Consider the following 24,621-nt stretch of genomic DNA (forward strand, 5'->3'; position numbering starts at 1 on the left):
ATCAGGAACCAATATATATGATGATGATGTGCTGTTTGACAATCTCAAGGCAGGGACTTATTACTTACACTTATTAACTGGAAATAATACCGTCAGTAATTATGATGTTGAACTTTTTGTTGGGCCAACGGATAATGTAGATAATGCTAGTCAAACTCCTAAAGATTTAGGAGATTTAACTGCTACTTCAGTAACTCAAAGTGACTATATTTATACTTATTCTGGTTTCTCAGATAGTGATACCTATAGCTTTACTCTCACTGAAGCAAGTGTAGTAGATTTTACTTGGACTGATGGGGTAGGAGACAATACAAATATTTATTTGGGATCAGGTTTTGGCACTTTTGAAGATTTGTTACCTTATTATAATGGGGACTATGAAGAAACAGTTAGCTATCAAAGAACTTTGGGGGCAGGAACCTACGAATTTACTATTGATTATAAATATATTTCTAATGCTCCTGCTTCTTATAATTTAACCTTAACTGCTAGTGAAGCTCCCGATGCGGGAAATAGTTTAGGAGAAGCGCAAGATTTAGGGTTGTTTTCCTATAGTATAACCAGTCCTTTAACCATTCCCATCTTCAAAGAATTTTCAGAAGTTGTTGGGGGTGATGATAGTGATGATTATTTTAAATTTACTCTAGATAACACAGTAGGAGTCTCGGCATCATGGTCAAGTTCGGAGACTATAACTGTTGAAATTCTCGATAGCAATGGAACCTTCATTAAAAGTTTATCAAGCAATCATAATGATGTTCTCTTTGAGAATCTCAATGCAGGGACTTATTACTTACACTTATTAACAGGAAATAATACCGTTAGTGCTTATGATTTAGTATTGCAAGTCGGACCAACGGATAACGTGGATAATGCTAGTCAAACTCCAAAAGATTTAGGGGATTTAACCACTACTCCTTTTAATCAAAGTGACTATGTTCATGGTAATCGTATCCAAGATCATGATATCTATAGCTTAACTCTCACTGAAGAAACTGTAGTAGATTTTACTTGGACTGATGGGGTGGGAGACGATACCAGATTTCAATTATGGTCAATTTCGCCAGTATTTGCTACCTTCAATTATTTCTACAATTGGGAGGACGAAGAGACAGTTAGCTATCAAGAAACTTTGGGACCAGGAACCTACAGATTTGAGATGTGGGGTTCTGGTCCTGTTTATGCCCCTGCTTCTTATGATTTAACTTTGACTGCCACTCCAACAGGCAATACAAATGATAGTCCAACAGATATAACTCTCAGCAACACAACCATTGATGAAAACGAACCGATTAACACAGAAATAGGCACATTGACCACAACAGATACCGATGCAGAAGAAACCTTTACCTATAGTTTAGTTGCAGGGGAAGGAGACACCGATAATAGTTTATTTACTATTGATGGCAATGTCCTCAGAAGTAATGCTATTTTCGATTTTGAAGCTCAAGAAACTTACAGCATTCGTGTAGAAACTACTGATTCAGCTAACAATACTTATTCAGAAGCTTTCATTATTAATATTGAAGATATCAATGAAAGTATAGCCACCTTAGATATAGACGATAACGGAGCTTTAGAACCACAAGATTATAACTTAATTAATTTATATTCTTCTCAATTAGATGAAAGTGAATTTTATTTTTTAATCAATAACTTTTCCAATGACTTAATTGGGAAAAATTCCACCCGTACCGATGCTAGTTCAATTTTTAGTTATTTGAATGAAGTGGGAGAAATATTATTAGATATTGATGGTAACAATAAAGTATAGCTACAAGACCATAACTTAATAAACTTATATTCCTCTCAATTAGATGAAAGTGAATTTGATTTTTTAATCAATAATTTTTCTAACGATTTAATTGGGGAATTTTCCACCCGCACCGATGCTACTTCCATATTTGCTTATTTTGAGACCATTACAGTTTAGATGGGGGAGTAACCCCCAGTTTAGTTAAACTTTGTGCAATGTCTTGTATGAGTTGAAAATCTTTATTTCCTGCGTTATGGTTAGGGTGGCGTAAACAATCAAAAGCTTCTCTAAACTCTGAATTATTACTGATAATTGGGGCGGAAAAATGAGCAGGAATAATCTGCTCAAAACCCCATTTTCCAACTCTATCCACCCAACTTAAAACATCCAAAGGACTACGGTTAAAAATAACTCCTTGTAAAATAGGCGCAACTAATAACTGAGTATGATATAACTTCTCAAAAGAAGATGGCCAACTGTCATCCCATTGAAAAGGAAAGATCCCAAAATAGGCTTTTCTGGAGCGATCAGGAGCTTTCAGAGCATCTTCTAAAACTTTTCTCCATTTCACTGTACCTAATGCACTAGGACGAAAATAGAGCGCAAATAAAACAGTTCTTTGCCACCCTTTAATTCTGTTTTCTGATGTGTCTTCAATGGTTTCTACACCACTGTTTTTGGCATGAAATAGTAAAGGATAGGGATCAATTTCAGTAATTTCAGGAGGGGTTGCAGGGATAGATATAATAGAATCGGTTAATAATAAAGTCTGCGATCGCTTATGATAAAAAGCCACTTCCTGAAACGCCCCTAAACCTAAATCCAATGGTCCTAAAATCTCATAATCAAACTCATTAGCGAAGGGAGTTTGATTACTATTTAAAGGTAATTTTTGGGTTCGTTTTCGGGGAAACCCCAACCAACTCAAAGGAAGATTAACTGGGAAACTCCACTGATCAGGAGCAATGAAAACTTCTGCCTTTGGGAAACATCTGGCAAAAGGCCCCACAAACACTTTATGTTCAATACCAGAAACCGTGGGTAAAATAATGTATTCAACCTCGCCATGAGCAGCTACCAACTCATTAACCAGACTGATACATTCACCAGTCGGGGCAACAGGAGCATAAACCAAAAGTCCACCCTGAGCGAGTTTCACCACCGTCATACGAATGGGAACCACTACATAGAGAATACCCTGACATTGCTCAAATGTCCAAATAGTATCCTTGATAACTTCTTTGCGTATGGTACGACGTTGACCATAAGGGTACAAAGGAACTATCGGCCAAAAAGGCCAAGAGATATCTTGAGAACTAATATCGCTTGATGTTGTTTGTCGGGGTGGGGTCATTCCGTGACTTCATGTTAAAGCAACCCACCTATTTTAATGCTTTTCGCTCCCTGAGAACAATTATCAGTGCTAATAATCTAACATTTGCATTGATTTTTCTTCCAAGTCGGTTGTTTCTATATTTTCGGAGGGCTTTTTATTGTACTTAACTTTCGCTATTTTTAACTTCAAAAAACCACCAACTCCAGCCAGTCCTAAAAGACATAATATACTTAAAGGCTGAGGAATGGGTAAAATTATTGATGAATCGTTAAGATTAAGTAATTGTTGTGAAGACACCAAAACATTCTGATGGTTAACTAACTCGGTAACAACTATTTCATTTTCTTGATTTTTTACGTTTTCAAGTTGCTTTATGTCATTATTTTGACTGAGTGCTGTTTTATTACCAGATACTAAAGAGAGAAGAGCAATAACAGTAATAATCTTTATTTTACTAACTATTTTCATGATTCAAAAAAAGGGTATTTGGTGGCAATTATAGGTAAGATTTCAGTAACCCCCTTTCTTTTTTAGGAATACTTTAGATTTGGGATAATAATGTCTGCATCTTCCAAGCAAAAACAGTGTTATATCATAGAAGAAAGCGAGGAAAGAAAAAAAATATGAAAAATTCCCTACACCCTCAATCTTCTCCTAAAAATAGCTCATTAACCCAGGAAAATTTACATTTAGAAGGAATGGGATGCGCTGCTTGTGCAATCAAAGTTGAAACAGTTCTTAATAAAGTTGCTGGTGTTAAAAAATGTAACGTCAACTTTGCCTTAGAAAGAGCAACGGTTGAGTATGATAGTCAAGTCACTAATTTAGGGAATATTCAAGCTGTTATTAGTAAAGCAGGATACAAAAGTCATGTTTTAGAAGAACAAAAAAATAATCAAACTGAGGATAGTGAACAGGAAAAAAGAAAAGCTAAGCAACAAGAATTAACTCAAAAAGTGATCGTTGGTGGAGTTATCAGTCTTATCTTAATGTTTGGTGGTTTACCAATGATGACAGGTTTATCTCTGCCTTTTATTCCTCATTGGTTACATAATGCTTGGTTGCAGTTATTTTTAAGTATTCCTGTGGTTTTTTGGTGTGGTAAGGGGTTTTATATGGGAGCATTCAAAGCTTTTAAAGGTGGCACATCTGATATGAATAGTTTAGTTACTTTGGGGACAGGTGCAGCCTTTTTATATTCTTTGTTTGCTACATTTTTTCCTCAATTTTTCATCTTTCAAGGATTAAAAGCGGACGTTTATTATGAAGCTGCTGTGGTGATTATTACCTTAATTTTATTGGGTAGGTTATTAGAAACTAGAGCAAGAAGTAAAACATCAGAAGCTATTGGCAACTTAATGGGATTACAAGCTAAAACAGCTAGGGTTATTCGTCAAGGAGAAGGGGTAGATATTGCTGTTGAAGATGTGATTATTGGCGACATAGTTTTAGTACGGCCAGGGGAAAAAATACCGGTTGATGGAGTAATTATTGAAGGACAATCTACCCTAGATGAATCTATGATTACGGGGGAATCTATTCCCGTGGAAAAACAAACAGGAGATGAGGTTATTGGGGCAACTATTAATAAAACAGGTAGTTTTAAGTTTGAAGCCAGAAAAGTAGGGAAAGATACTACATTATCCCAAATTATTAAATTAGTAGAAGAGGCACAAAATAGTAAAGCTCCCATTCAAAAAATAGCGGATCAAGTGACTGCTTGGTTTGTCCCTGCTGTCATGATTATTGCGGTTATTAGTTTTATTTGTTGGTTAATATTTGCTCAAAATTTATCCTTAGCAATGGTGACAACTATGAGTGTTTTAATTATTGCTTGTCCCTGTGCTTTAGGGTTAGCAACTCCCACATCGATCATGGTAGGAACTGGTAAAGGAGCAGAAAATGGCATTTTAATCAAAGGAGCAGATAGTTTAGAATTGGCACATAAAATAAAAGCGATCGTCTTAGATAAAACAGGAACTTTAACCCAAGGCAAACCCATAGTTACAAATTATATTACTGTGGATGGGATTGCTGATAATAATGAATTGAATATTTTAGGGATAGCAGCAGCTATTGAAGAAAATTCTGAGCATCCCCTAGCTGAAGCCATTGTTAATTATGCTAAGTCCCAAGGTATTGTTAATAATTTCCCAAAAGTAGAGAATTTTGAGGCTATGGGGGGGCAAGGAGTACAGGGTAAAATAGAAGGAAAATTAGTGCAAATAGGCACACAGAAATGGCTGGAAAAATTAGGGGTTAATACTAAGCAGTTAGTTTCTCAGGCAAGGGAATGGGAAAACCAAGCAAAAACTACTCCTTGGATAGCTATTGATGGGGAAATAAAAGGTTTATTTGCCATTGCTGATGCAGTGAAACCTTCTTCTATTGAAGCGGTTAAGAAGCTCAAAAAAATGGGCTTAGAAGTGATTATGTTGACGGGAGATAACCAACAAACTGCTCAGGCGATCGCCGATGAGGTGGGGATATATCATGTCTTTGCCGAGGTACGTCCCGATGAAAAAGCTAACAAAATCAAGGAAATACAGCAATCTCAGGGCAAGATCGTTGCCATGGTAGGTGATGGTATCAACGACGCACCAGCACTGGCTCAAGCGGATGTAGGAATGGCGATCGGTACGGGTACGGATGTGGCTATGTCTGCCAGTGATATTACCCTCATTTCAGGAGATTTACAGGGTATTGTAACCGCTATAGAATTGAGTCGTGCAACCATGAAAAATATCCGTCAAAATCTCTTTTTTGCCTTCATTTATAATACGTTAGGTATTCCCATTGCTGCTGGTATTTTATATCCTTTCTTTGGTATGTTATTAAACCCCATGATTGCCGGTGCAGCCATGGCTTTTAGTTCCGTTTCTGTGGTTTCCAATGCTTTAAGGTTACGTAATTTTAGTCCATAATTGTGCTATATTCTTAGTAAGGTCAACACAATAATAATGAATTAATGCTAACCTAGAAATCATGATTATTAGAGCAGTTTTAGAATGGGACGATGAAGTCAAAGCTTTTTCGGCCACCTGTCCAGAATTAAATTATATTTCTTCTTGTGGTGACACAAAAGAGGAAGCTATTGCCAACCTAAAAGAGGCGATTCAATTGCTTTTAGAACCAATCCCTGAGAATTTAGTTAGGGTTTGCTGAAAAAGTTTCTCCAAAATTTATGCCACTTTTGACCAAGAATTTTCTGACAAATCAATAAGTTTTAGTACATAAAAATTATTTAAAGTATAATCAAAATTAATGAAAGGCGGTTTGATGAGTTCCCCTGTTCTATTATTAGTAAATAAGGACAAAAAAAGCGACAAAAACTGCCTCAGAAGTTTAGAAAGATTGACAACTAAAAATGTAATAGCAATAGATGTAATGGAGGTTTCAGGGAGTTTTGTCATCACGAGATTTAGGCTAAATCTTCGTTTAGCTTGTCCAAACTTTCCCTCAATAGCATTACGGAAGCATTCATCGGAGTGGGCTTGTTTCTTTTCTTCTTCACTGACATTTTTCGGAGGTCTTCCTAACTTCGGACCACTGATTCTTATCCCTCTTTCCTTACACCAATTTCTGTTTTCCCTAGTTCGATAAATTTTATCTACATGGACGGATTCGGGATAATAGCCAAACGTTTCTTTATACTTTTCTACTTGTTCTTTTAAATGACAAGATTCATTGAAGTTTTCCCAACTTATTTTGTCTAGAAACACATAGTTATCTACACAGCTTACTGAGAGTTTAGCTCCAAACTCTATTGGTTTTCCTGCTTTTCCCCTCACTATTGGACGAATATGCGGTTGAGTTAAACTTACAATTCTTTGAGGAACACTCTGGGTCTTATTCTCCCACATTGACTGTTGTTGTTCATAAACTTTTTTGATAGTCTCTAGACAATTTTTCTGTCTTTTACTCAGATTTTCCAGGGAAGCCCCAGCTTGAATTAAGTCTTCTATATTTCCTAAATTTTTCTTAAGGTATTTTAACTGTTTCCCGATAGCTTTTCTTCTTTCTTGATAAGATACTTTTCGTTTTTTAGCTACTTTTAAGTATTCCTTTCTAGCAATTATTCTAGAAGTTCTCGGCTTTTTTCTCAATTTTACTCTTAATGGTTTATCAAGATTATCTATTATTCTTTCTGTCTCAATTCTAGCTTGATTTAATATGCCTAAATCCGTTGGGTATTTGATGTCTGCTGGCGCACAAGTCGCATCTAAAATTAGTTTACCTTTATTTTTTATTTTTTCTCCTTTTTATTGGAGACAATCCTTTTTTTTTACTTCTTTATCACTCTTGTCTATTTCTCTTTTTACTATTTTTTATTGATTTTGTTTATCAATTCTCCATCAATTCTTTTCCTAAAATGAACTAGCATTGAAGATTCCAGTGGTGGCTCTTGTTGATAACAATTTAAACCTATAAAGTATTGTAGATAGGGATTTTCTCTAATCTGTTCTATAGTTTCTCTATCACTTGTTCCTAATTTTTCCTTAATAATTAATGTCCCTAATGCCATTCTAAATAGTTTGGCTGGCGCACCTTTTTCTGCTGAAAAAAGTTTAGCATATTCTTCCTCAAAATCATCCCAAGGTATCAACTCTGCCATGATTACCCAACGATTATTGGGGGACAATTTGCCCTCGAAAGGTAATTCAAATTTTTCTGGGGGCGGTAAAGGTTGCTCCTCTTTTCGATACATTTGTTCTTGACCAACAACTGGGAGGTGTTTCTACCAATTATAGCGGTTTGTAGCCGACAAAGCTGATCTTTTTTGCGATCGCGAATATGGGTGTAACCTTTTAAAGAATAGGGTTTTGCTTTTATTCAGCAAACCCTATTATAGCTAATGATTATTATAGCGTTTCTTAGACTTATGAGGTGTACCTCACGAGTATTAGAAACGCTATATTTTGTCCAATTGAGAATCAAAATCAACTATAAATAAAATTGATTGCTTCATTAATAATTGCTGTTTTATCAACCATTTTTGCAAGTTCTTCAGCTTCATATTTTCCCTCAAAAGCTTCTTTTGCAGCAGCTTTTAAACCTAAATCATAAGCATCTTCTAACGTTTCCTGTAACTCTTTTCTGGTAAGATAAGTTCCCTTAGTTTTGCGTCTTTTATTAGTTCGTTGAATTTATTTGACTGCATTAGCAATAGATAAATCCCATGAGCGTGTTTTTCTTTTTTCCGCTGCTTGTTTAATGAGATGTAACAGGAGAATTTTACCAAAGCTAAAAATCTTATTGAGCTTATCATCCTTGCTCATTTCTGTCAACTCCTCAACCAATACTAAAGCATCCGTCACATTTCCTGACAGTAATAATTCTTTCAATATAAATAATTCTTCCATGTCTTTTCTTTAAAGTTATTAATTTTCAACACAATATTTAATGACTATCTCAATATTATAGTCATTATTTTAGCTAATTAATAACAAAAAATCGGGATGACTGGATTCGAACCAGCGACCCCTTCGTCCCGAACGAAGTGCGCTACCAAGCTGCGCTACATCCCGTAAAAATATCACTCCTCGATTATATCTTAAAAGTTCGCTTCTAAAAATCCTCTAAACTTCTTATATTGCCAACCTCTATCTCAGAGCAAGCACGCTTAAGTAAACCAGCTAATACCTTACCCGGCCCCACTTCTAACACTTGAGTAATCTCTTGTTGAGGCAAAGCTAACATAATTTCACGCCAACGTACCGATCCCGTCATTTGCTTGCTTAAACGTTCTTTGAGGATGGTTGCTGAGGTGCTGGGAGTGGGATCAACATTGGATAGTACAGGAACCTTTGCGTCTGTAAACTTCGCTTCGTCTAATAACTGTTTAAACTTTGTTGCAGCTTCGGCCATCAAAGGAGAATGAAACGCCCCGGATACTTTTAAGGCGATCGCACGTTTACTTTTAACTTGGGAACAGAGTTGATCCACTGCTTCAGGAGTGCCGGAAATGACCACTTGTTGCTCGCTGTTATCATTAGCCAAAACCACACCAGGAATGCTTGCGATCGCCTCTTCCAACTGAGAACGATCAAACTTCATCAAGGCCACCATTTTACCTCCAGCAGCCTCACTCATCAACTCAGATCGGCGTTTAACCAAGTTTAACCCTGTGGCAAAATCAAACACCTCAGCAGCATATAAAGCGGAATATTCCCCTAAACTATGACCTGTGACTAAATCTACCCTTTGACCCTTATCTTTCAATAAGTCGATTAAAATACTTTCCACTACATATAAACAAGGTTGAGTGTATAACGTCTTCCCTAACTCAGTTTCATCCCCCTGACATTTATCTAATACAGACCAACCTAAGATTGTTTCTGCCTCTATGAAGCGATCTTTTGCCATAGGAGTTGCGGTTAAATCTGCTCCCATACCTACGGTTTGTGATCCTTGTCCTGGAAATACCCATGCTGTTTTCATCATTACTCACCTATTTATTAATTTATATATTTATGGGGTCTAACTACCCCAACGGAATACGGCAGCACCCCAAGTTAAACCAGCACCAAAACCAGAACTAGCCACAATATCCCCTGGTTTGATTTTTCCTTGTCTAACGGCTTCATCGAGGGCTAAAGGAATAGAAGCAGCAGAGGTATTGCCATATTCATCTAAATTAGCAATCACTTTCTCTCCTGGAATTTTCAGACGTTTGGCTACAGAATCGATAATTCTTTGATTGGCTTGGTGTAGAATTAACCAGTCAATGTCATCGGTGGTTAATTGGGCGTTAAAGAGTGCTTTTTCGATGACTTCTGGCACCTTTTCCACGGCAAAACGATAAACATCTCGTCCCTTCATGGTAATGGGTTGATAAGTGCCTTGATTGACCTTTATACCTTCTTTTAAGCCCTTATCTGTACCGTGATAACCAAGGTTGAGAGCATCGTGTTGTTTTCCATCGCTGTACATGGCAAAACCTAACAAATTATCCTCCTCTGTAATGCCTTGACAGACAACGGCACCGGCACCATCTCCAAAGAGAACGCAGGTGGTACGATCTGACCAATCAACCCAACGGGAAAGAATATCGGCCCCGATCACTAAGACATTTTTGTAGACTCCTGTGCGCAAAAATTGACTGGCGGTGATTAATGCAAAGACAAAACCCGAACAAGCTGCGGTTAAATCAAAAGCTACTGCCCGATTCGCTTGTAAAATGGCCTGTACTTTAGCTGCACTGCCAAAGAGATCATCGGCGGTAGATGTGGCTAAAATAATCAAATCAATATCGCCAGGAGTGAGTTGCGCCATAGCGATCGCCTGGGTGCCTGCTTGTGCCGAGAGTTCACTCAAGGATAAATCTGTGCTGGCCAAATGTCGCTTACTAATTCCGGTTCGGGTGCGAATCCATTCGTCAGATGTTTCAACCAAAAGACTTAAATCGTCGTTGGTCATCACCTGCTCTGGTGCAGCCGAACCACAACCTATGATGCTTACCCCGATCGCTTTCAATAACCTTTCCCCCTAATGGTTTAGGACAATAGTAGAGTTGACACTCCCTTCGACGGAGTCGAGGGATTCTTGAGCTAATCACCGCCCTTTCAAGTTTCCTCTACTTAGGTCTGACACGATTATGTCCCATCCGAGCTTGCTAGAAGATCACTTGCTATCTAGATGCCCACTTAAGGATGGATCTCCAAGCGTTTTCCCATTTCAGGGACGATTCGGGTATGCCCTACCCTATCTGTCTTACGACAAAACCTTTTACAAGTTGTTCATTCACCGTTGTTTGTCGGTTACTGCGCTTACGGTCGCTCAGATCATTCTGAGGACACCTCAGAGTGCGCGACCTCATGTTTTACGAGGTTTTCGCTACCCTACTTTTTTGTCTCTTGTGCAGACTTTTGGGTTCTAGGGTTCAACTCAGTCGAGTCATTCACTACCGCCCTTTCGGGACTTCCACCCAGGGGATTCAAACCGTCTCTGATATGCTAACACTCGCAATTTATCCCGTCAAGAGTATATCGTGCTTCGCTGTTAATATACTTGGTCGGATTTTCATCCCGAAGGGTGAAATCTAGGGTCGAGGGTCCGACATTTTAGGATAAATCTCACTTTCCGGTGATCAATGGATAATCACTTCTCTTTCAAAAAGAAGAGGTAATTATCCATTGTCCATTATGGATCGTCCATTGTCTATTATTGTTCCACCGATGCTTTAACACCATCGGATATAGTAGTTTTTTGAGAAGCTTTGATGCGATCTATTACTTGATTGTCGATCGCTTCTTTGGCTGAGCGAATGGCGTTAAAAATAGAGGGAGCATGAGAGCTACCATGACTAATAATACAAATACCGGCTACACCTAATAATAAGGCTCCTCCGTGTTCAGCGTGGTCGATCCTTTGTTTCAGGTTTTTCAGGTTGGGTTTGAGAATAGCTGTCCCTAATATGCCACGCCATCCTTGGGGTAGTTCTTCTCGCATGATCTGTAAAACAATTTCCCCTACTGCTTCGGCAAATTTTAAGAGTACATTGCCCACAAAACCGTCGCAAACAATAACATCAAAATTACCTGAAAGCACGTCTCGGCCTTCGGCATTACCAGCAAAGGGAATGGCTTGGTTATTTTCCAATAATTGATAGGTGGCTAGGGCTAAATCGTTCCCTTTGCTGGATTCTTCCCCAATATTCAGTAATCCCACTTTTGGTTGCTCAACTCCCATCACATATTGGCTGTAAATGGTTCCCATCAAGGCAAATTGTTCTAGATATTTGGGACGACAATCTACATTTGCCCCCACATCTAATACAATTACCGATTTCCCTGCTATAAGGGTGGGAAATACCGTTCCAATCGCGGGGCGATCGATGCCTTTGAGACGACCTAATCTTAGGGTGGCTGCCCCCATAGCAGCCCCAGAATGACCGGCTGATATCACCGCATCTGCCCTATTTTTCCTGACTAAATCCATTGACACATTAATCGAGGCTTTGGGTTTGCGCCGAAGTTCACTAATCCCTTCGTGCATCTCGATCGCACCCTCTGCGTCCACGATCTCTATATTGGGGGATGGCTGATGATGTTGGAGGCACCCTTCGATGGATGGGCGATCTCCCACCAGTAAAATATCTACGTCCAACTCTTCCGATGCCCGAACCGCCCCGGCGACGATTTCTTTGGGGGCATGATCTCCCCCCATAGCGTCCACTGCAATCCTTGCTCGATTTCCTGCCATTACTCAAAACCATAGAAGTCACCAAGATTTTAGCAGAAGCTTTGAACAATTTTGAAATGAATTATTAATCATACTCATTATGATTATGTATATTTTCTTATCTTCTCCCTCCCTTATTGCATGGATGCGATAAAAAAATTAAGATGAACAATTTTAAGATAAAATAAGATTTGTAAAATAACCGTTTGAAAAATGAATTTTTTAACCGAGCTTTTTTCTGCACCTAAATCCACTGAAAAATCAAGGAAAGAAACAGAACAAATTGGACTACCTCGCACGAAAAAAGGTCGTCGGGGGGTACAGATCAAATCCCCTGAAGAAGTGACTATTATGCGTCAATCTTCTTTAATTGTAGCAACGGTTCTCAAAGAAATTCAAGAGATAGTGAAACCGGGGATGACTACAGGAGATTTAGATAATTATGCAGAACAAAGAATCAGAGAAATGGGAGCAACACCGAGTTTTAAAGGTTATTATGGTTTTCCTGGATCGATTTGTGCCAGCATTAATCATGAAGTGGTTCATGGTATTCCTAATGCTAAAAGAAGAATTCGCCGTGGGGATGTTTTAAAGGTAGATACAGGGGCTTATTATCAAGGGTATCATGGAGATTCTTGTATTACTATTGCTGTGGATAAAGTATCCTCAAAAACTTCTCGTTTAATTCGTGCAGCAGAAGACGCTTTATACGCAGGTATTAGGGAGGTAAAAGCAGGGAAGTATTTAGCAGATATTGCTGGGGCCATTGAAGATGTTGTTCATAAATATGGTTATTCTGTAGTAGAAGATTATACCGGTCATGGTGTGGGACAAAACCTACACGAAGAACCTCCGGTTTTTAATTATCGTACCAGAGAAATTCCCAATATTAAGCTAAAAGAAGGCATGACTTTAGCCATCGAACCTATTGTTAATGAGGGGTCAAAATATACTAAAACGTTGCGCGATCGCTGGACAGTTGTAACCGTTGATAATCGTTTATCGGCACAGTTTGAACACACCGTATTAGTAACAGCAACAGGTTACGAAATTTTAACAGATAGAACACACATTTAAAGGAGTTAATAAAATTCACTATAGCAATTATCATAATTATGAGGTACACAGTTTTCTAGTTTTAGGAGTTCGGAGTTAGATGTTAGGTGTACCTCATGAATTCTAAAAACGCTATAATAACATATATTAAAGAAAAACCTATTAATTAAATTTTGATTCTTCAAACATCAAGTAAGGAAGTTGTGTCATTCCTAATACCCTATAGGTTTCTTGGGCTATATTATTATCTTGTTCAACATATAATCGAAATCCACAGACATCTTCTTTATCATTAGCAAGTTCTTTGATAAACTGATACATACTTCGATAAATGCCACAACGACGATATTCTTTTTTAACAAAAACACTTTGAATCCACCAAAATACTCCATTGCGCCAGTCACTCCACTCCTTAGTAATCATCAAACATCCAACTACTTTAAAATCTATTTCAGCTACAATATAAAAACCTTGTGATGGATTTTTTAGTAAAGTATTGACCCCGGCTAAAACAACATCAGGTAATAATACCTTCTCCTCAGTTTCTTTGGCCATTATTTGATTAAAAGTTGCGATATCTTCCGCATCACTGAGTTGGGCCAGACGTATGTTTATGGTATCCAATGTTTAACTCAAGTTCGTTTAGTTGACAATCCCTATTTTACTCCCCAGAAGGACTTGATACAGATTATGATTGATATGGAGGACAATATTTTTAAGGATAATTCTACGGGATATATGGATTACAAAGATTACTATGCTACATTGGGCATCAATAAAAGTTCCAGCGCAGACGAGATCAAAAAAGCCTTCCGCAAATTAGCGGTTAAATATCATCCTGACAGAAACCCTGATGACAAGCCAGCTGAAGAACGTTTCAAAGAGATCAGCGAAGCTTATGAAGTGTTGTCTGATCCCGAAAAACGCAAGAAATACGACCAGTTTGGTCAATATTGGAAACAAGCGGGTCAAAGCACCTGGCCTGGTGGCGGTGCTAACGTGGATATGGGAAACTTCGATTTTAGCCAGTATGGTAACTTTGAAGAGTTCATCAATGAGTTATTAGGAAAGTTCTCTACTCCAGGGGGAGGGAGAACGGGTAATTATGGTTATGGCAATCAGGGAACGGGATATAGTGGTTATAGTGGGGGTTATGGCAATCAAACTCCGGCACCAAACCGAGAAGCAACCTTAAAACTGACTTTTTCTGAGGCATTTCGTGGGGTACAAAAACGTCTTAACTTAGGGAATGAGATCATCGATGTGCGTATTCCTGCCGGGGCAAAAAATGGTAGTCGTATCCGTGTTAAAGGGAAAGGGGGAAATAGTCCTTATAGTCAAAATAGAGGAGACTTGTATCTGAATGTAGAACTGACTCCCCATAACTTTTTTGCCTTTGAAGATGATAACCTGGTGTGTGAAGTTCCTATTTCCCCCGATGAAGCGGTATTAGGAAGTACCATAGATGTACCTACCCCTGATGGTATGGTAACGGTTAAAGTTCCTCCTGGTATTCGCTCTGGCCAGTGTTTACGGTTGCGTGGAAAAGGATGGGTAAACCAGAAAAAAGGGAGAGGGGATCAACTGGTTAAAATTATCATTGATACCCCTCAACATATAACTGATACGGAACGAAACTATTACGAGAAAATTCGTGATAGTCGCAGTTATCAACCTCGTCAGCATTTACAAACGATTAGTTTATGATCCCCCTAACCCCCCTTATAAAGGGGGGCAAAGGAACAAGGTTCAAGAAGGGGAAGATTCCTCTAAAATAGTGAACTGTACATGGTTAATGGCTAAATTACCAATAGAAACCTGTTGCTTATTTAAGACAACTCCATCGATCATTAACCGCTCAAAGGGAACCCCTTTACTCATTTCTGCATGATACCAAGCTAACCCCATGAAAAACCTTGTGGGGTATGGGCCTCCTTCGTAAATATCATCGGGGTTTGACTCCATAGGTAACCAACCCACCCCAGGAATATAAAACTCCAACCAAACATGATTATAATCGGGTTTGAGGGGGATATTATGAACTAGGGCAGAAGCAGGACATTTATAGCGGCCAACGGTACGACAAGCAATACTATTTAAACGAAATAAAGCCAGTAACACTCCTACATATTCCCCACAAGATCCCACCCCTCGTCTCAGGGCAATATCGGGGGTATCAATATGGGGTTTAATGCCATAAGACAGGCGATCGTAAACATAGTTACGAATATTGTAGATTTTTCTGAGTAGGTTGGTTTCTCTTCCCACTGCTTCGGCGGCGGCCCGTTTAATAATATCTGTATCCATGGCTAAATTATCGTTATCTACTAAATAGCGATCGCCGTAGTCTGGGGGCATTTCTGGGAGTTTTTCGCAATCACGGGGTGTTAAATTATATTTAATTCCCCATACTTCGATTAAGGCTTTCCAGCCGAAAATACAACGGCTATGTTCTGTTAGGGTATCAAATTTAAACACAGCCACCCTTTCCCCATCTTCGATTATTTCTGTAAAGGGTAGGCCGATGGGTTCGACTTTATGGACTTTTTGACGATGGGTTTGGGCCGGTAGGGCCATACGCCATTCTAAATTTTTCAACTCGATGGGATCAAGGGGTGCCAACTCTTCTACGTAAGTCATTTCCACTAGATAACCATTGGAGAGGGCATAATGATCCTGGGGATAGTAGCGAAAATATAAAGGATGGATAAAGGTTTCTATGCGATACACTAGTTCATGGTTAGGATCGGCGTTAGGATTATCTCTAATGTACGGTTCATTATTAACATAAGAGACATATAAGATGTCTTGATCTGTTTCTGGGTCGTGATAAAAGGTTAATCCTGTGGGACATTCAAAAGGGGTTAATAAACTAAATTTTTGTCTTCCTGTAGCCCGATCTAAGCAATAAACACTTTGTTCTAGGGTATCGCTAACCCATAAGTCTTCTCCTTTTATGGTAATGTTTTCAATGCCAATTCCTGGAGCATCTAAATGGGTAATTTCTTTAGCATTTTGTCGATCAAAAACGGAAATGGTTCCTGCTTTTTGTGAGGAAACATAAACGCTTGATTCCCAGATGGCAACACCGTTAACACGATCAGCAAGTCGGATGAATAGTTCACATTTGAAATCGGGATCATCTAAGTTACAATAATAGACGCTATAACGGGATGTAAACCACAGTTTATTATCGGCGATCGCTAGTCCTGTAACTCCGATAAAATCTTCCCAGTGGTTGCTATTCAGAACTTTTGTGTTATGAGTAATGGGATCAACTTCCAAAAGATAACCATTACGATTATCTAGAGCATACAATTTGTTATTATAGAAAGCGATTCCATGAATTTCTGAGGCTGCGATGGGGCGAATGGTTGCACCATTAAACTGTTGTTGTGGGGAGACAGATAAAAGGGTATCAGAAATCATTTTTAATGCTTCAGGATGTTTATCAGTGAACAGTTACCAGTTACCAGTGAACCGTTATTCAGTGAGCAAGAATTGTTCACGAATCATTCATTATTGCTGGCTTCCTCTAGTTTACCAACTTTAGCATAATTAACCCTTAAAAAATGCTTATTTTGAACTAATTATCACCAAAAAATCTTTTATTTTTATTAATTTTGTCTAGAATCACAATTAAAGTTAATAGAAGTCAAACTATTATAGCTCAGTGAGCATCCTACTCACCTAAGTTCGACATAAGCAAATTTATACACAACTGATTTACATCAAGAGTCTTAAACCCTGGTTATCTCATGGAAAAAACTTCAACTCCTAACTCCTAACTCCTAACTCCTAACTCAGTTTGCCCACACTCCTCTGTGTCAAATAAATTGAATTCATTGAATTTTATCTATGGTAACCTTCTTATTCCCCTCCTGGGAGGGGTTAGGGGTGGGTAGGTTAAGAGTGGGTTGAATACCTTAAAAATGGTGAGTCACGAGGCATTATCAATTTCTTGTGATAACCTAAGTTATATCCGTATAAACCACCTTATAATCTAAGTGTAATTAACATGAAAAATTATAGAGCGATCGCTTCTTGTTTATCTTTATCTCCTCTGTTATTGAGTTCCTCGGTTTTAGCAGGAACAATAACACAAAATGGCACTCAACTTTTAAATAATCCTGATGTTTCTTTCCCGACAATAAGTCCTACTTTAATTGGTGATACTTTGAGATTTGGCACAGGTAGGGCTTTTGGTGAAACTATACTAAGATGGGACTTATTTCCAGCTAATACATTAACAAATAATAGTCCAACAGAAATAATAAATGTTACTGCTAACTTAGGAAGATTAAGAAGTACAAGTTCGAGATTTCCTGGAGACTGGGACTTTACAATTTACCTTTGGGATGGAACTAATATTGTTGGTGGGATTTTTGGAGATAATGGAAGAGGTTTTTTTAGCAGTGTAACAGGAACTTCTAACGGCACTTTTAACACAATTAGAGAAGGAGCAAAATTCTATCCTGGAAGTGGCTTCCCTGATATTAATAAATATGCTAATTTTAATGTAGATTTTGAACTAGGACAAACTACGACACGAGTAACTTTATATGGGTTAGGATAAAGTCTTTCTTTCAATACAAATACTTTTGATAGGACTCAATCTTTATCTCTTGGAATAGCTCGAAATCATAATTATGAAAGATATGATATTAATTCAACTACTGTAATATCAAATCATGTCGTACCTGAACCTTTAACTATTTTAGGTGCAGGAACTGCTGTTGCTTTTGGAATCAGTTTTAAACGGAAAGTTAATCAATCTCAAAACCAGTCAAATAAGTCATAATATTGTGGGATTATTCGTCCCTAAGAATGATAACTAAACTGAGTTTTTGAGTTCTGTAAATGGTGGGTTACGACGGATTACTAATTTCTTATGATCACTTAAATTATATCCGTCTGACTCACCCTATAATCTAAGTGTAATTAACATGAAAAATTTACTTGCGATCGCTTCTTTTTTATCTTTTTCTCCTGTATTATTGAGTTCCCAAGTTTTAGCAGGAACAATAACGCAAAATGGGAATCAACTTTTAAATAACCCTAATGTCTCTTTCCCGACAATAAGTCCAACTTTAATTGGTGATACTTTGAGGTTTGGGACAGGAAACTTTCTCAATGAAACAATTTTGAAATGGGACTTATTTTCTGCTAATACATTAACTCCTACAAGTCCAACAGAAGTAATAAATATTACTGCTAATTTAGGAAGATTAGAAAGTACAAGTTCGAGATTTCCTGAAGACTGGGACCCAACAATTTATCTTTGGGATGGAAATAATATTGTTGGGGGACTTTTTGGAGATAATAGAGGAGGTGAATTTAATAGTGTGGAAGGAACATCTAATGGTTCTTTTAATAATACTACATTTGGACCATTCTTAGATGCAGGAAATGATTTTCCTAATATTGGTGAATCGGCTAATTTTAATGTGGAGTTTGAGTTAGGACAAACAGAGACTAAAGTGACTTTATCTGGATTAGGTGAAACTCTCTCTTTTACTACTAATAATTTTGATAGAACTCAATCTTTATCTCTTTTAATTGCTCGTAATCATTTCTATGAAAGATATGATATTAATTCAATTACTGTAACATCAAATCATGTTGTCCCTGAACCTTTAACTATATTAGGTGCAGGAACTGCTGTTGCTTTTGGAATCAGTTTTAAACGGAAAGTTAATCAATCTCAAAACAAGCCAAATAAGTCATAATATCTTGAGATTATTCCTTACAAAAATACTGGTTAAAATAGTGGGTTACGACGGATTACTAATTTCTTGTGATAACCTAAGTTATATCCGTCTAACTCACCCTACAATCTAGGTGTAATTAACATGAAAAATTTTCTAGCGATCTCTTCTTTTTTATCTTTTTCTCCTGTATTATTGAGTTCCCAAGTTTTAGCAGGAACAATAACGCAAAATGGGAATCAACTTTTAAATAACCCTAATGTCTCTTTCCCGACAATAAGTCCAACTTTAATTGGTGATACTTTAAGATTTAGTACGGCAAATGTTTTTTATGAAACTATATTAAGATGGGACTTATTCCCTGCTAATACACTAACAGATAATAGTCCAACCGAAATAATAAATATTACTGCTAATTTAGGAAGATTAAGAAGTACAAGTTCAAGATTACCTGAAGATTGGGACCCAACCATTTATCTTTGGGATGGAACTAATATCATTGGGGGAATTTTAGGAGATAACTTAGGGGGAGCTTTTCAAAGAATAGAAGGTACATCTGATGGAACTTCTAATAATCTTTCTCTTATCGGTTCACTATCAGATGCAGGAAATGGTTTTCCTGATATTGGTGAATCTATTGACTTTAATGTGGAGTTTGAATTAGGACAAACAGAGACTAAAGTAACTTTATCAGGTTTAGGAGAAAGTCTCTCTTATACTACTAATAATTTTGATAGAACTAAATCTTTATCTCTTTTAATTACTCGAAACCATCCCTATGAGAGATATGATATTAATTCAATTACTGTGACATCAAATCATGTTGTACCTGAACCTTTAACTATATTAGGTGCAGGAACTGCTGTTGCTTTTGGAATCAGTTTTAAACGGAAAGTTAATCAATCTAAAAACAAGTCAAATGAATCATCATATTTTGAGATTATTCGTTCCTCAGAATGACATTTATATTCATCTCCGATCAGTTATCTTACCCTCTTGTTCCCCTCCTGGGAGGGGTTAGGGGTTGGTAGGGCCGGGGTGGGTTGAATATATTGAAAATGGTGGCCTGCGAAGGATTATAAATTTCTTGTGATAACCTAATTTATATTAGTCTAAGCCACCCTAAAGTTAAGTATAATTAAAATAAGAGTTAACTCAGACACTCAAAATTATGTTAAAAATTAAACCTAAATTTGAAACTTTTGAAGACTATTTAGCTTACGATAATAATAGTGATAAATGGTATGAATTATTTAATGGAGAATTAGTTGAGATGCCTCCAGAATCAGGAATTAATGTACAGATTGCCAATCGTTTATTTCTCATCTTTGCCCTGTTATTAGGAACCGATAAAGTTAGGGGTCAAGGGTTAGAATTAGAAGTGAGAGGAGAACCTAGAAACCGTTATCCAGACCTTACCATAATTAGAGAAGAACATATCAATTTATTAGCAAAACGTAATACAATTCGTTTGTTTATGCCTCCTCCTTTATTAGTAGTAGAAGTTGTTAGTCCTGGGGAATTACAACGCAACAGAGACTATATTGCAAAACGGAGACAATATGAAGATTGCGCTATTCCTGAGTATTGGATAATTGATCCTGAAGCTGAAAATATATTAGTATTAGAATTGAAGGATAAAACATACATTGAGGTGGGAGAGTTTTCAGCAGATAATAGAATTATATCCCCTCAATTTCCTCGATTAGATTTAACTCCATCGCAACTTTTTCAGCCATCTGTAGGGGTTTAATATTATTAAAATTACAGTTTTGTAATAGGTTATCGCTGTTGAGTCATTGCGACGATAGCTTCTACTGTTAAGTCTAAAATATTATCAAGGGTAGGAAGTTTATCATTTCCAGCAAAAATAAGGGGTAATTCTTGTCCATCCCAAACCCAAATTTGTTTTCGTTGAATATCAATTAAGCAAGCAAGTTTTGTTCCATTACTTAAACAGTGTAATATCTTTTTTTGTAAGTCTAATATGTTTTGATCAGGGGATCTAATTTCTATTAACCAATCTGGTGAACCTTGTAGGGGTCCATCGTCATCACCAAGGCGCTCATATTTAACAACTACTATATCAGGTACAGGAGAAAAAGGGGGAACAATACACCGTAGTTCTTGAATCGCTTCGTATGCTTTACTTTTATTATTAATTGTGTTGACTAGGTTGCGCTGAAGACGAGAATGAAATAAGGTAGGCATGGGCTTTTGTTTAGCTTGTCCATTGATAAATTCCCACGCTGGACTTGCTTCAATATTGGGTTGCTTAAGGAAAGTGTTTAAGGAGTTAGTAATACTAGGAGTTTGCATCATTAAGTTATCTCTAATAGCATGAAAAGGTTATGTAATTATTATTGCATCAGAGGATAGATCAATTGTGTCTGGTTGTAGATACAATTCAATCGATTCTTTTATATTTTGTAAAGCTTCTTCTTCTGTTTCTCCACAAGAGGTACATCCTGGTAACTCTGGACACCAAACAGCAAAATTACCTGTTTCTGAATCTTTCTCAAGAAGAACACGCCATTTATTCATATTGTTTATACTCTACTTATTTTTATGTTTCTATTTTAGCATAATGAGCATAATGCTATTATGCCCTTACAATATATAAAATAGCATTATCTAAATTTTAGGGTGCATTAAGCAAGTGTAATTCACCTAATCATAATTCAAATCAGCAAAAGGTAAGAACAAACTATCCTCAATTTCTTCTCTCACTTCTCGACTAACATAACACTCACTATTTAAACACTCCATTAAGAGTTTATTAGCAGTTAAATATTGCTTAAGTAATTCAATTTGCTGCTGGTTAAAGTTCCATTCGTGACCAATATTACGATATTTAATCATCGCTTGTCTGAGTTCATTTTTCCAAGTTGCACCATTATTTTTCCACCACTGCTTTTTTATCTCTCTATCTAAATCTCTATCTGGTAATTGTTGTTGCAATTGTTGTAATATTTCTCTTAGTTTTCGATCTAGACAATGTTTTATAGCGCTGTTAAGGTCGGGGGAGAGGTCAAGGAGTTTAAGGTTGATGTCCTGGGAGAAATCGCAGGAGAGGTAGAGGGACAGGTAGAGGTCGAGGTAGAGGGAGAAGTTACGGTCGTGGTCGAGGGAGGGGTGGAGGGAGTAGTAAAACTCTCTAATAGCTGCAATTTTCTGATCTGCTTCCACTGAATTACTTTTATCTCTCACCCAAACTAAATATTCTTGTAATCTTGTTTCATTTGCGAGAAATTGATCAATATTTCGTTTCATTAACGATAATAAACGATCCGCAGGTTCTAATAGAGTTGCTGTTAATAAAAAAACTTCTTTCCATCGCTTTTCAAATACATGATCTGCTAAATCAATTAAAGCAGTTTCTAACTCCTTGGACTTTGGACAAAAAAAAGTTTGTTAGCGTATATTTTACGCTAAACTAAAATCCCAAAATATCGGCTCTGTATCAGTCAATAAAATTGGCTGACAAATAGGGCTAATCTATAGATTCTGAGGAAAACTAAGGAGCTTTTAAGTTTTCAGTTGATTTTTTGCTCCCTTTCTTGATAACATCATGACGAGTTCGTGGGGCTTTTTTGTAACCTTTAATACGTCCGGAAGAAAAACCTCGACGTTTGGGAAATTTGGCGAAAGTCCCCAAGGTCGTAATTATTCTTGAAAAGTCTCTTTGAACTAGACTAGGGGTGATTTTGATGGATTTATTAGTCTTCAAATACTGTTCCCAATCACGGGGTAAAACCACAGCTAATTTTCTGGCAGCCCACAAATTTACATAAGAAAGAAGTGTTAGTTTAAACCAATTTTCTTCATGATGTACATCGGGAGTTAAATAAGATGTCATCAATAATCTTTGTTTACCAAATCGAAAAAGATGTTCCATGTCATAACGTTGTCGATAACACTGATAACAATCAACTAAACTTAACTCATCGCGCCGAGAACCAATAACAATAAGCCACATAGGTTTCCAAATACTATTTCTTTCTTGATCTCTGACAACAATCTGGAGTAAAGTAAAGGAGTGATTGTTCATTTTATAGTTTTTAGTTCCTCTCATTAACATCTGTTTCCATCCCGAAATAGTCACTGTTAATTGACGACCTTTTTTCGTTGTAAAGGGAACATGATGAACTTCATCAGGTTCAGTCCAAGTTTTGTCATCTTTAAGGTCAAATTTATCCCCATACCAACGGGGATGTCCCGAAGTTTTGGCTTGATTTGGGTCCCGAATAAATTGACGATAAAAAACTCGGTCACTTCTAACTCTTGTAATAGTAACTACGTCTTCATGCTTAACTTGTTCCCCAATAAAATCCTTTTGGCTGTAGTCACTATCAGCCACTAAGACAGATAATTTATCAGAAAATAAAGAACTTTGCCAGATTTTTTTTAGTTGTTGATTGCCTTGATTTACTCCTTTATGTTTAGAGGGGACTAGCTCTCCTGATAAGGGGACAGCCCAAGGGACTTTTTCTGTGTCTATTTGGTCAGGTAAAGCGCAGACAACGGAATAACAATGTCCAATATTAATGGGTTTATTTCCCTTAATTGGATTGGGGTAATGAATAAAGGTTTTATCCGCTAACGTTTCGGCAAACCGTCGTGGACAGGGAGTTGTGTCAATACCAAATAAGTTATAATGTTTTGAAGTGGGAGGAACTGTTCTCGATACCGCTGAAAATAAAGTCTCAATTCTCTGTTCATAATTAGGGTCAGTTTGAGTGGGTAAAAACTCTTGAATTCCTCTATATAAACTGTTATAATCTCTTCTAAATAAAGGATTGAGAGACAATTCAACGACTGAGTGAGCTTGTTGGTTACTGGAGAGGGCATCGAGTAATTCTATAATAGTTTCTTTTCTAACTTTTAGTCCTTGGAAGAGGTTAGACCTCCACACCAGGAATTCCTCGACAGATGTAGCCGTTTCATTTTTGGTCATTTTTAAAATTTATTACCTTATAAATTAGCGGAATATATACGCTAACATCAAAAGAGGTTGTTTGTTACAGTTAAGGCTAATGTCATAACATTCCGAACTTAAGACCAGTCAAGATGTCCACCTGAGAGCCAAACAAATTAAGAGTCTAATTCGCTCTCTTAAACAGAAAATAAAAAAAATTGAACGGGAAGGGGAAGTAGCACCAGCTAATTGTCATATTATTCGTTATCAGGTTAATGGAAAGGGAACAATCTACTGGTATTATAAACTACAGGCTGCTGAATCAATTTTTCCTATGGCCACTAATAATGAGAAAAAAACCAAATATAAATATTTAGGACGAGCCGGAAGTTCTGCTCATATTGATGCTGTAGAAAAACTCACTAGAAGAAATCTCATTGATGAATTAGAACGAGTCATTCAATCTCTAACTGAAAGCTACTTAGATATCTATATTGGAACCGAAACTGAATGAAGCTATTTAACATTTAAAATCCCCTAAAAAGATGGAAAGAGAGTTTTTAAAATCACCTTAATCCTCTATTTTAGCTCTGGAGATATGTTTAGCGTAAAATTTACGCTAACAATTGTTTTTTATCCAAAGTCCAAGGAAACAATACCAAAG

General features: G+C 37.2%; 22 protein-coding genes, 1 tRNA gene and 2 pseudogenes. 11 read left to right on the plus strand and 14 right to left on the minus strand.

The genetic code is table 11. The annotated features are described in order from the left end of the window. The first annotated feature begins 28 nt into the window (after positions 1-28). The gene (locus CWATDRAFT_RS41715; protein ID WP_042711406.1) at positions 29-1,774 is read left to right on the plus strand and encodes a cadherin domain-containing protein; all 1,746 of its coding nucleotides are present in this window, start codon (positions 29-31) and stop codon (positions 1,772-1,774) included. A gap of 148 nt (positions 1,775-1,922) precedes the next feature. Here CWATDRAFT_RS41715 and CWATDRAFT_RS10060 read toward each other — a convergent pair whose 3' ends face one another. Both CWATDRAFT_RS10060 and CWATDRAFT_RS10065 read right to left on the minus strand, forming a co-directional pair. Beyond that, positions 1,923-3,110: a DUF4336 domain-containing protein gene (locus tag CWATDRAFT_RS10060; RefSeq protein WP_007305003.1), complete on the minus strand. Its 1,188-nt coding sequence runs from the start codon at positions 3,108-3,110 to the stop codon at positions 1,923-1,925. 69 nt (positions 3,111-3,179) lie between these two features. Beyond that, entirely contained in the window at positions 3,180-3,560 is a 381-nt protein-coding gene (locus CWATDRAFT_RS10065; protein WP_007305002.1) for a hypothetical protein, read from the minus strand. Between the two features lie 155 nt (positions 3,561-3,715). Between CWATDRAFT_RS10065 and CWATDRAFT_RS10070 the strand changes: the two genes are divergently transcribed. Both CWATDRAFT_RS10070 and CWATDRAFT_RS10075 read left to right on the plus strand, forming a co-directional pair. After that, a complete protein-coding gene (locus CWATDRAFT_RS10070; RefSeq protein ID WP_007304891.1) occupies positions 3,716-6,016 on the plus strand; it encodes a heavy metal translocating P-type ATPase in 2,301 nt (766 codons plus the stop codon). 61 nt (positions 6,017-6,077) lie between these two features. Beyond that, on the plus strand, positions 6,078-6,257 hold the full coding sequence (locus tag CWATDRAFT_RS10075; protein ID WP_007304892.1) for a type II toxin-antitoxin system HicB family antitoxin: 180 nt from the start codon (positions 6,078-6,080) through the stop codon (positions 6,255-6,257). A gap of 17 nt (positions 6,258-6,274) precedes the next feature. On the opposite strand, the pseudogene CWATDRAFT_RS35675 reads toward CWATDRAFT_RS10075, so the two are convergent. The 6 genes and pseudogenes from CWATDRAFT_RS35675 to plsX form a co-directional block, all read right to left on the minus strand. Further along, a pseudogene (locus CWATDRAFT_RS35675) lies at positions 6,275-7,800 on the minus strand (IS5-like element ISCwa2 family transposase). A gap of 232 nt (positions 7,801-8,032) precedes the next feature. Further along, positions 8,033-8,455 (minus strand): annotated as a pseudogene (locus CWATDRAFT_RS39650) (DUF29 family protein). 91 nt (positions 8,456-8,546) lie between these two features. Continuing rightward, positions 8,547-8,620: transfer RNA gene (locus CWATDRAFT_RS10095), tRNA-Pro, on the minus strand. Between the two features lie 40 nt (positions 8,621-8,660). Beyond that, the gene (gene fabD, locus CWATDRAFT_RS10100) at positions 8,661-9,533 is read right to left on the minus strand and encodes an ACP S-malonyltransferase (protein ID WP_007304999.1); all 873 of its coding nucleotides are present in this window, start codon (positions 9,531-9,533) and stop codon (positions 8,661-8,663) included. Between the two features lie 39 nt (positions 9,534-9,572). Next, positions 9,573-10,568, minus strand: coding sequence for a beta-ketoacyl-ACP synthase III (locus CWATDRAFT_RS10105; RefSeq protein ID WP_007304998.1), 996 nt, complete (start codon positions 10,566-10,568; stop codon positions 9,573-9,575). 687 nt (positions 10,569-11,255) lie between these two features. Next, positions 11,256-12,296, minus strand: a complete 1,041-nt coding sequence (plsX, locus tag CWATDRAFT_RS10110) for a phosphate acyltransferase PlsX (protein WP_007304997.1) — start codon at positions 12,294-12,296, stop codon at positions 11,256-11,258. A 192-nt stretch (positions 12,297-12,488) separates the two neighbouring features. Between plsX and map the strand changes: the two genes are divergently transcribed. Continuing rightward, positions 12,489-13,352, plus strand: a complete 864-nt coding sequence (gene map / locus CWATDRAFT_RS10115; RefSeq protein WP_007304893.1) for a type I methionyl aminopeptidase — start codon at positions 12,489-12,491, stop codon at positions 13,350-13,352. Between the two features lie 141 nt (positions 13,353-13,493). Here the strand turns inward: map and CWATDRAFT_RS10120 are convergent, their stop codons facing one another. After that, the gene (locus tag CWATDRAFT_RS10120) at positions 13,494-13,955 is read right to left on the minus strand and encodes a GNAT family N-acetyltransferase (protein ID WP_007304996.1); all 462 of its coding nucleotides are present in this window, start codon (positions 13,953-13,955) and stop codon (positions 13,494-13,496) included. A 114-nt stretch (positions 13,956-14,069) separates the two neighbouring features. On the opposite strand from CWATDRAFT_RS10120, the gene CWATDRAFT_RS10125 reads away from it, so the two are divergent. Then, positions 14,070-15,038, plus strand: a complete 969-nt coding sequence (locus tag CWATDRAFT_RS10125; RefSeq protein ID WP_035825932.1) for a DnaJ C-terminal domain-containing protein — start codon at positions 14,070-14,072, stop codon at positions 15,036-15,038. A 42-nt stretch (positions 15,039-15,080) separates the two neighbouring features. Here the strand turns inward: CWATDRAFT_RS10125 and CWATDRAFT_RS10130 are convergent, their stop codons facing one another. Then, a complete protein-coding gene (locus CWATDRAFT_RS10130) occupies positions 15,081-16,760 on the minus strand; it encodes a transglutaminase domain-containing protein (RefSeq protein ID WP_007304995.1) in 1,680 nt (559 codons plus the stop codon). Positions 16,761-17,349: 589 nt separating this feature from the next. Between CWATDRAFT_RS10130 and CWATDRAFT_RS10135 the strand changes: the two genes are divergently transcribed. The 5 genes from CWATDRAFT_RS10135 (at position 17,350) to CWATDRAFT_RS10150 (ending at position 20,792) form a co-directional block, all read left to right on the plus strand. Next, positions 17,350-17,907 carry a hypothetical protein gene (locus CWATDRAFT_RS10135; protein WP_007304895.1) on the plus strand — a complete coding sequence of 186 codons (558 nt, stop codon included), beginning with the start codon at positions 17,350-17,352 and terminating at the stop codon, positions 17,905-17,907. A gap of 105 nt (positions 17,908-18,012) precedes the next feature. Continuing rightward, positions 18,013-18,132: a PEP-CTERM sorting domain-containing protein gene (locus CWATDRAFT_RS39655; protein WP_268742260.1), complete on the plus strand. Its 120-nt coding sequence runs from the start codon at positions 18,013-18,015 to the stop codon at positions 18,130-18,132. A 196-nt stretch (positions 18,133-18,328) separates the two neighbouring features. Next, positions 18,329-19,060 (plus strand): PEP-CTERM sorting domain-containing protein, encoded by a 732-nt coding sequence (locus CWATDRAFT_RS10140; RefSeq protein WP_232287062.1) that lies wholly within the window; start codon positions 18,329-18,331, stop codon positions 19,058-19,060. A gap of 123 nt (positions 19,061-19,183) precedes the next feature. Further along, a complete protein-coding gene (locus tag CWATDRAFT_RS10145) occupies positions 19,184-19,999 on the plus strand; it encodes a PEP-CTERM sorting domain-containing protein (RefSeq protein ID WP_007304897.1) in 816 nt (271 codons plus the stop codon). Positions 20,000-20,210: 211 nt separating this feature from the next. Beyond that, on the plus strand, positions 20,211-20,792 hold the full coding sequence (locus CWATDRAFT_RS10150; protein ID WP_007304898.1) for a Uma2 family endonuclease: 582 nt from the start codon (positions 20,211-20,213) through the stop codon (positions 20,790-20,792). Positions 20,793-20,821: 29 nt separating this feature from the next. Here the strand turns inward: CWATDRAFT_RS10150 and CWATDRAFT_RS10155 are convergent, their stop codons facing one another. The 4 genes from CWATDRAFT_RS10155 to CWATDRAFT_RS10170 all read right to left on the minus strand — a co-directional run bounded on the left by CWATDRAFT_RS10155 (position 20,822) and on the right by CWATDRAFT_RS10170 (position 23,996). Continuing rightward, positions 20,822-21,361, minus strand: coding sequence for a Uma2 family endonuclease (locus CWATDRAFT_RS10155; protein WP_007304994.1), 540 nt, complete (start codon positions 21,359-21,361; stop codon positions 20,822-20,824). A 27-nt stretch (positions 21,362-21,388) separates the two neighbouring features. Then, the gene (locus CWATDRAFT_RS10160; RefSeq protein WP_007304993.1) at positions 21,389-21,583 is read right to left on the minus strand and encodes a type II toxin-antitoxin system HicB family antitoxin; all 195 of its coding nucleotides are present in this window, start codon (positions 21,581-21,583) and stop codon (positions 21,389-21,391) included. A 126-nt stretch (positions 21,584-21,709) separates the two neighbouring features. After that, positions 21,710-22,312, minus strand: a complete 603-nt coding sequence (locus CWATDRAFT_RS10165) for an NACHT C-terminal helical domain 2-containing protein (RefSeq protein ID WP_007304992.1) — start codon at positions 22,310-22,312, stop codon at positions 21,710-21,712. A 244-nt stretch (positions 22,313-22,556) separates the two neighbouring features. Next, the gene (locus CWATDRAFT_RS10170; RefSeq protein ID WP_007304991.1) at positions 22,557-23,996 is read right to left on the minus strand and encodes an NF041680 family putative transposase; all 1,440 of its coding nucleotides are present in this window, start codon (positions 23,994-23,996) and stop codon (positions 22,557-22,559) included. A 121-nt stretch (positions 23,997-24,117) separates the two neighbouring features. On the opposite strand from CWATDRAFT_RS10170, the gene CWATDRAFT_RS32320 reads away from it, so the two are divergent. Then, complete coding sequence (locus CWATDRAFT_RS32320) at positions 24,118-24,471, plus strand: hypothetical protein (RefSeq protein ID WP_042711372.1); 354 nt, start codon at positions 24,118-24,120, stop codon at positions 24,469-24,471. The last annotated feature ends 150 nt before the right edge of the window (positions 24,472-24,621 follow it).

It is taken from the genome of Crocosphaera watsonii WH 8501 (assembly GCF_000167195.1).
Taxonomy (GTDB): Bacteria; Cyanobacteriota; Cyanobacteriia; order Cyanobacteriales; family Microcystaceae; genus Crocosphaera; species Crocosphaera watsonii.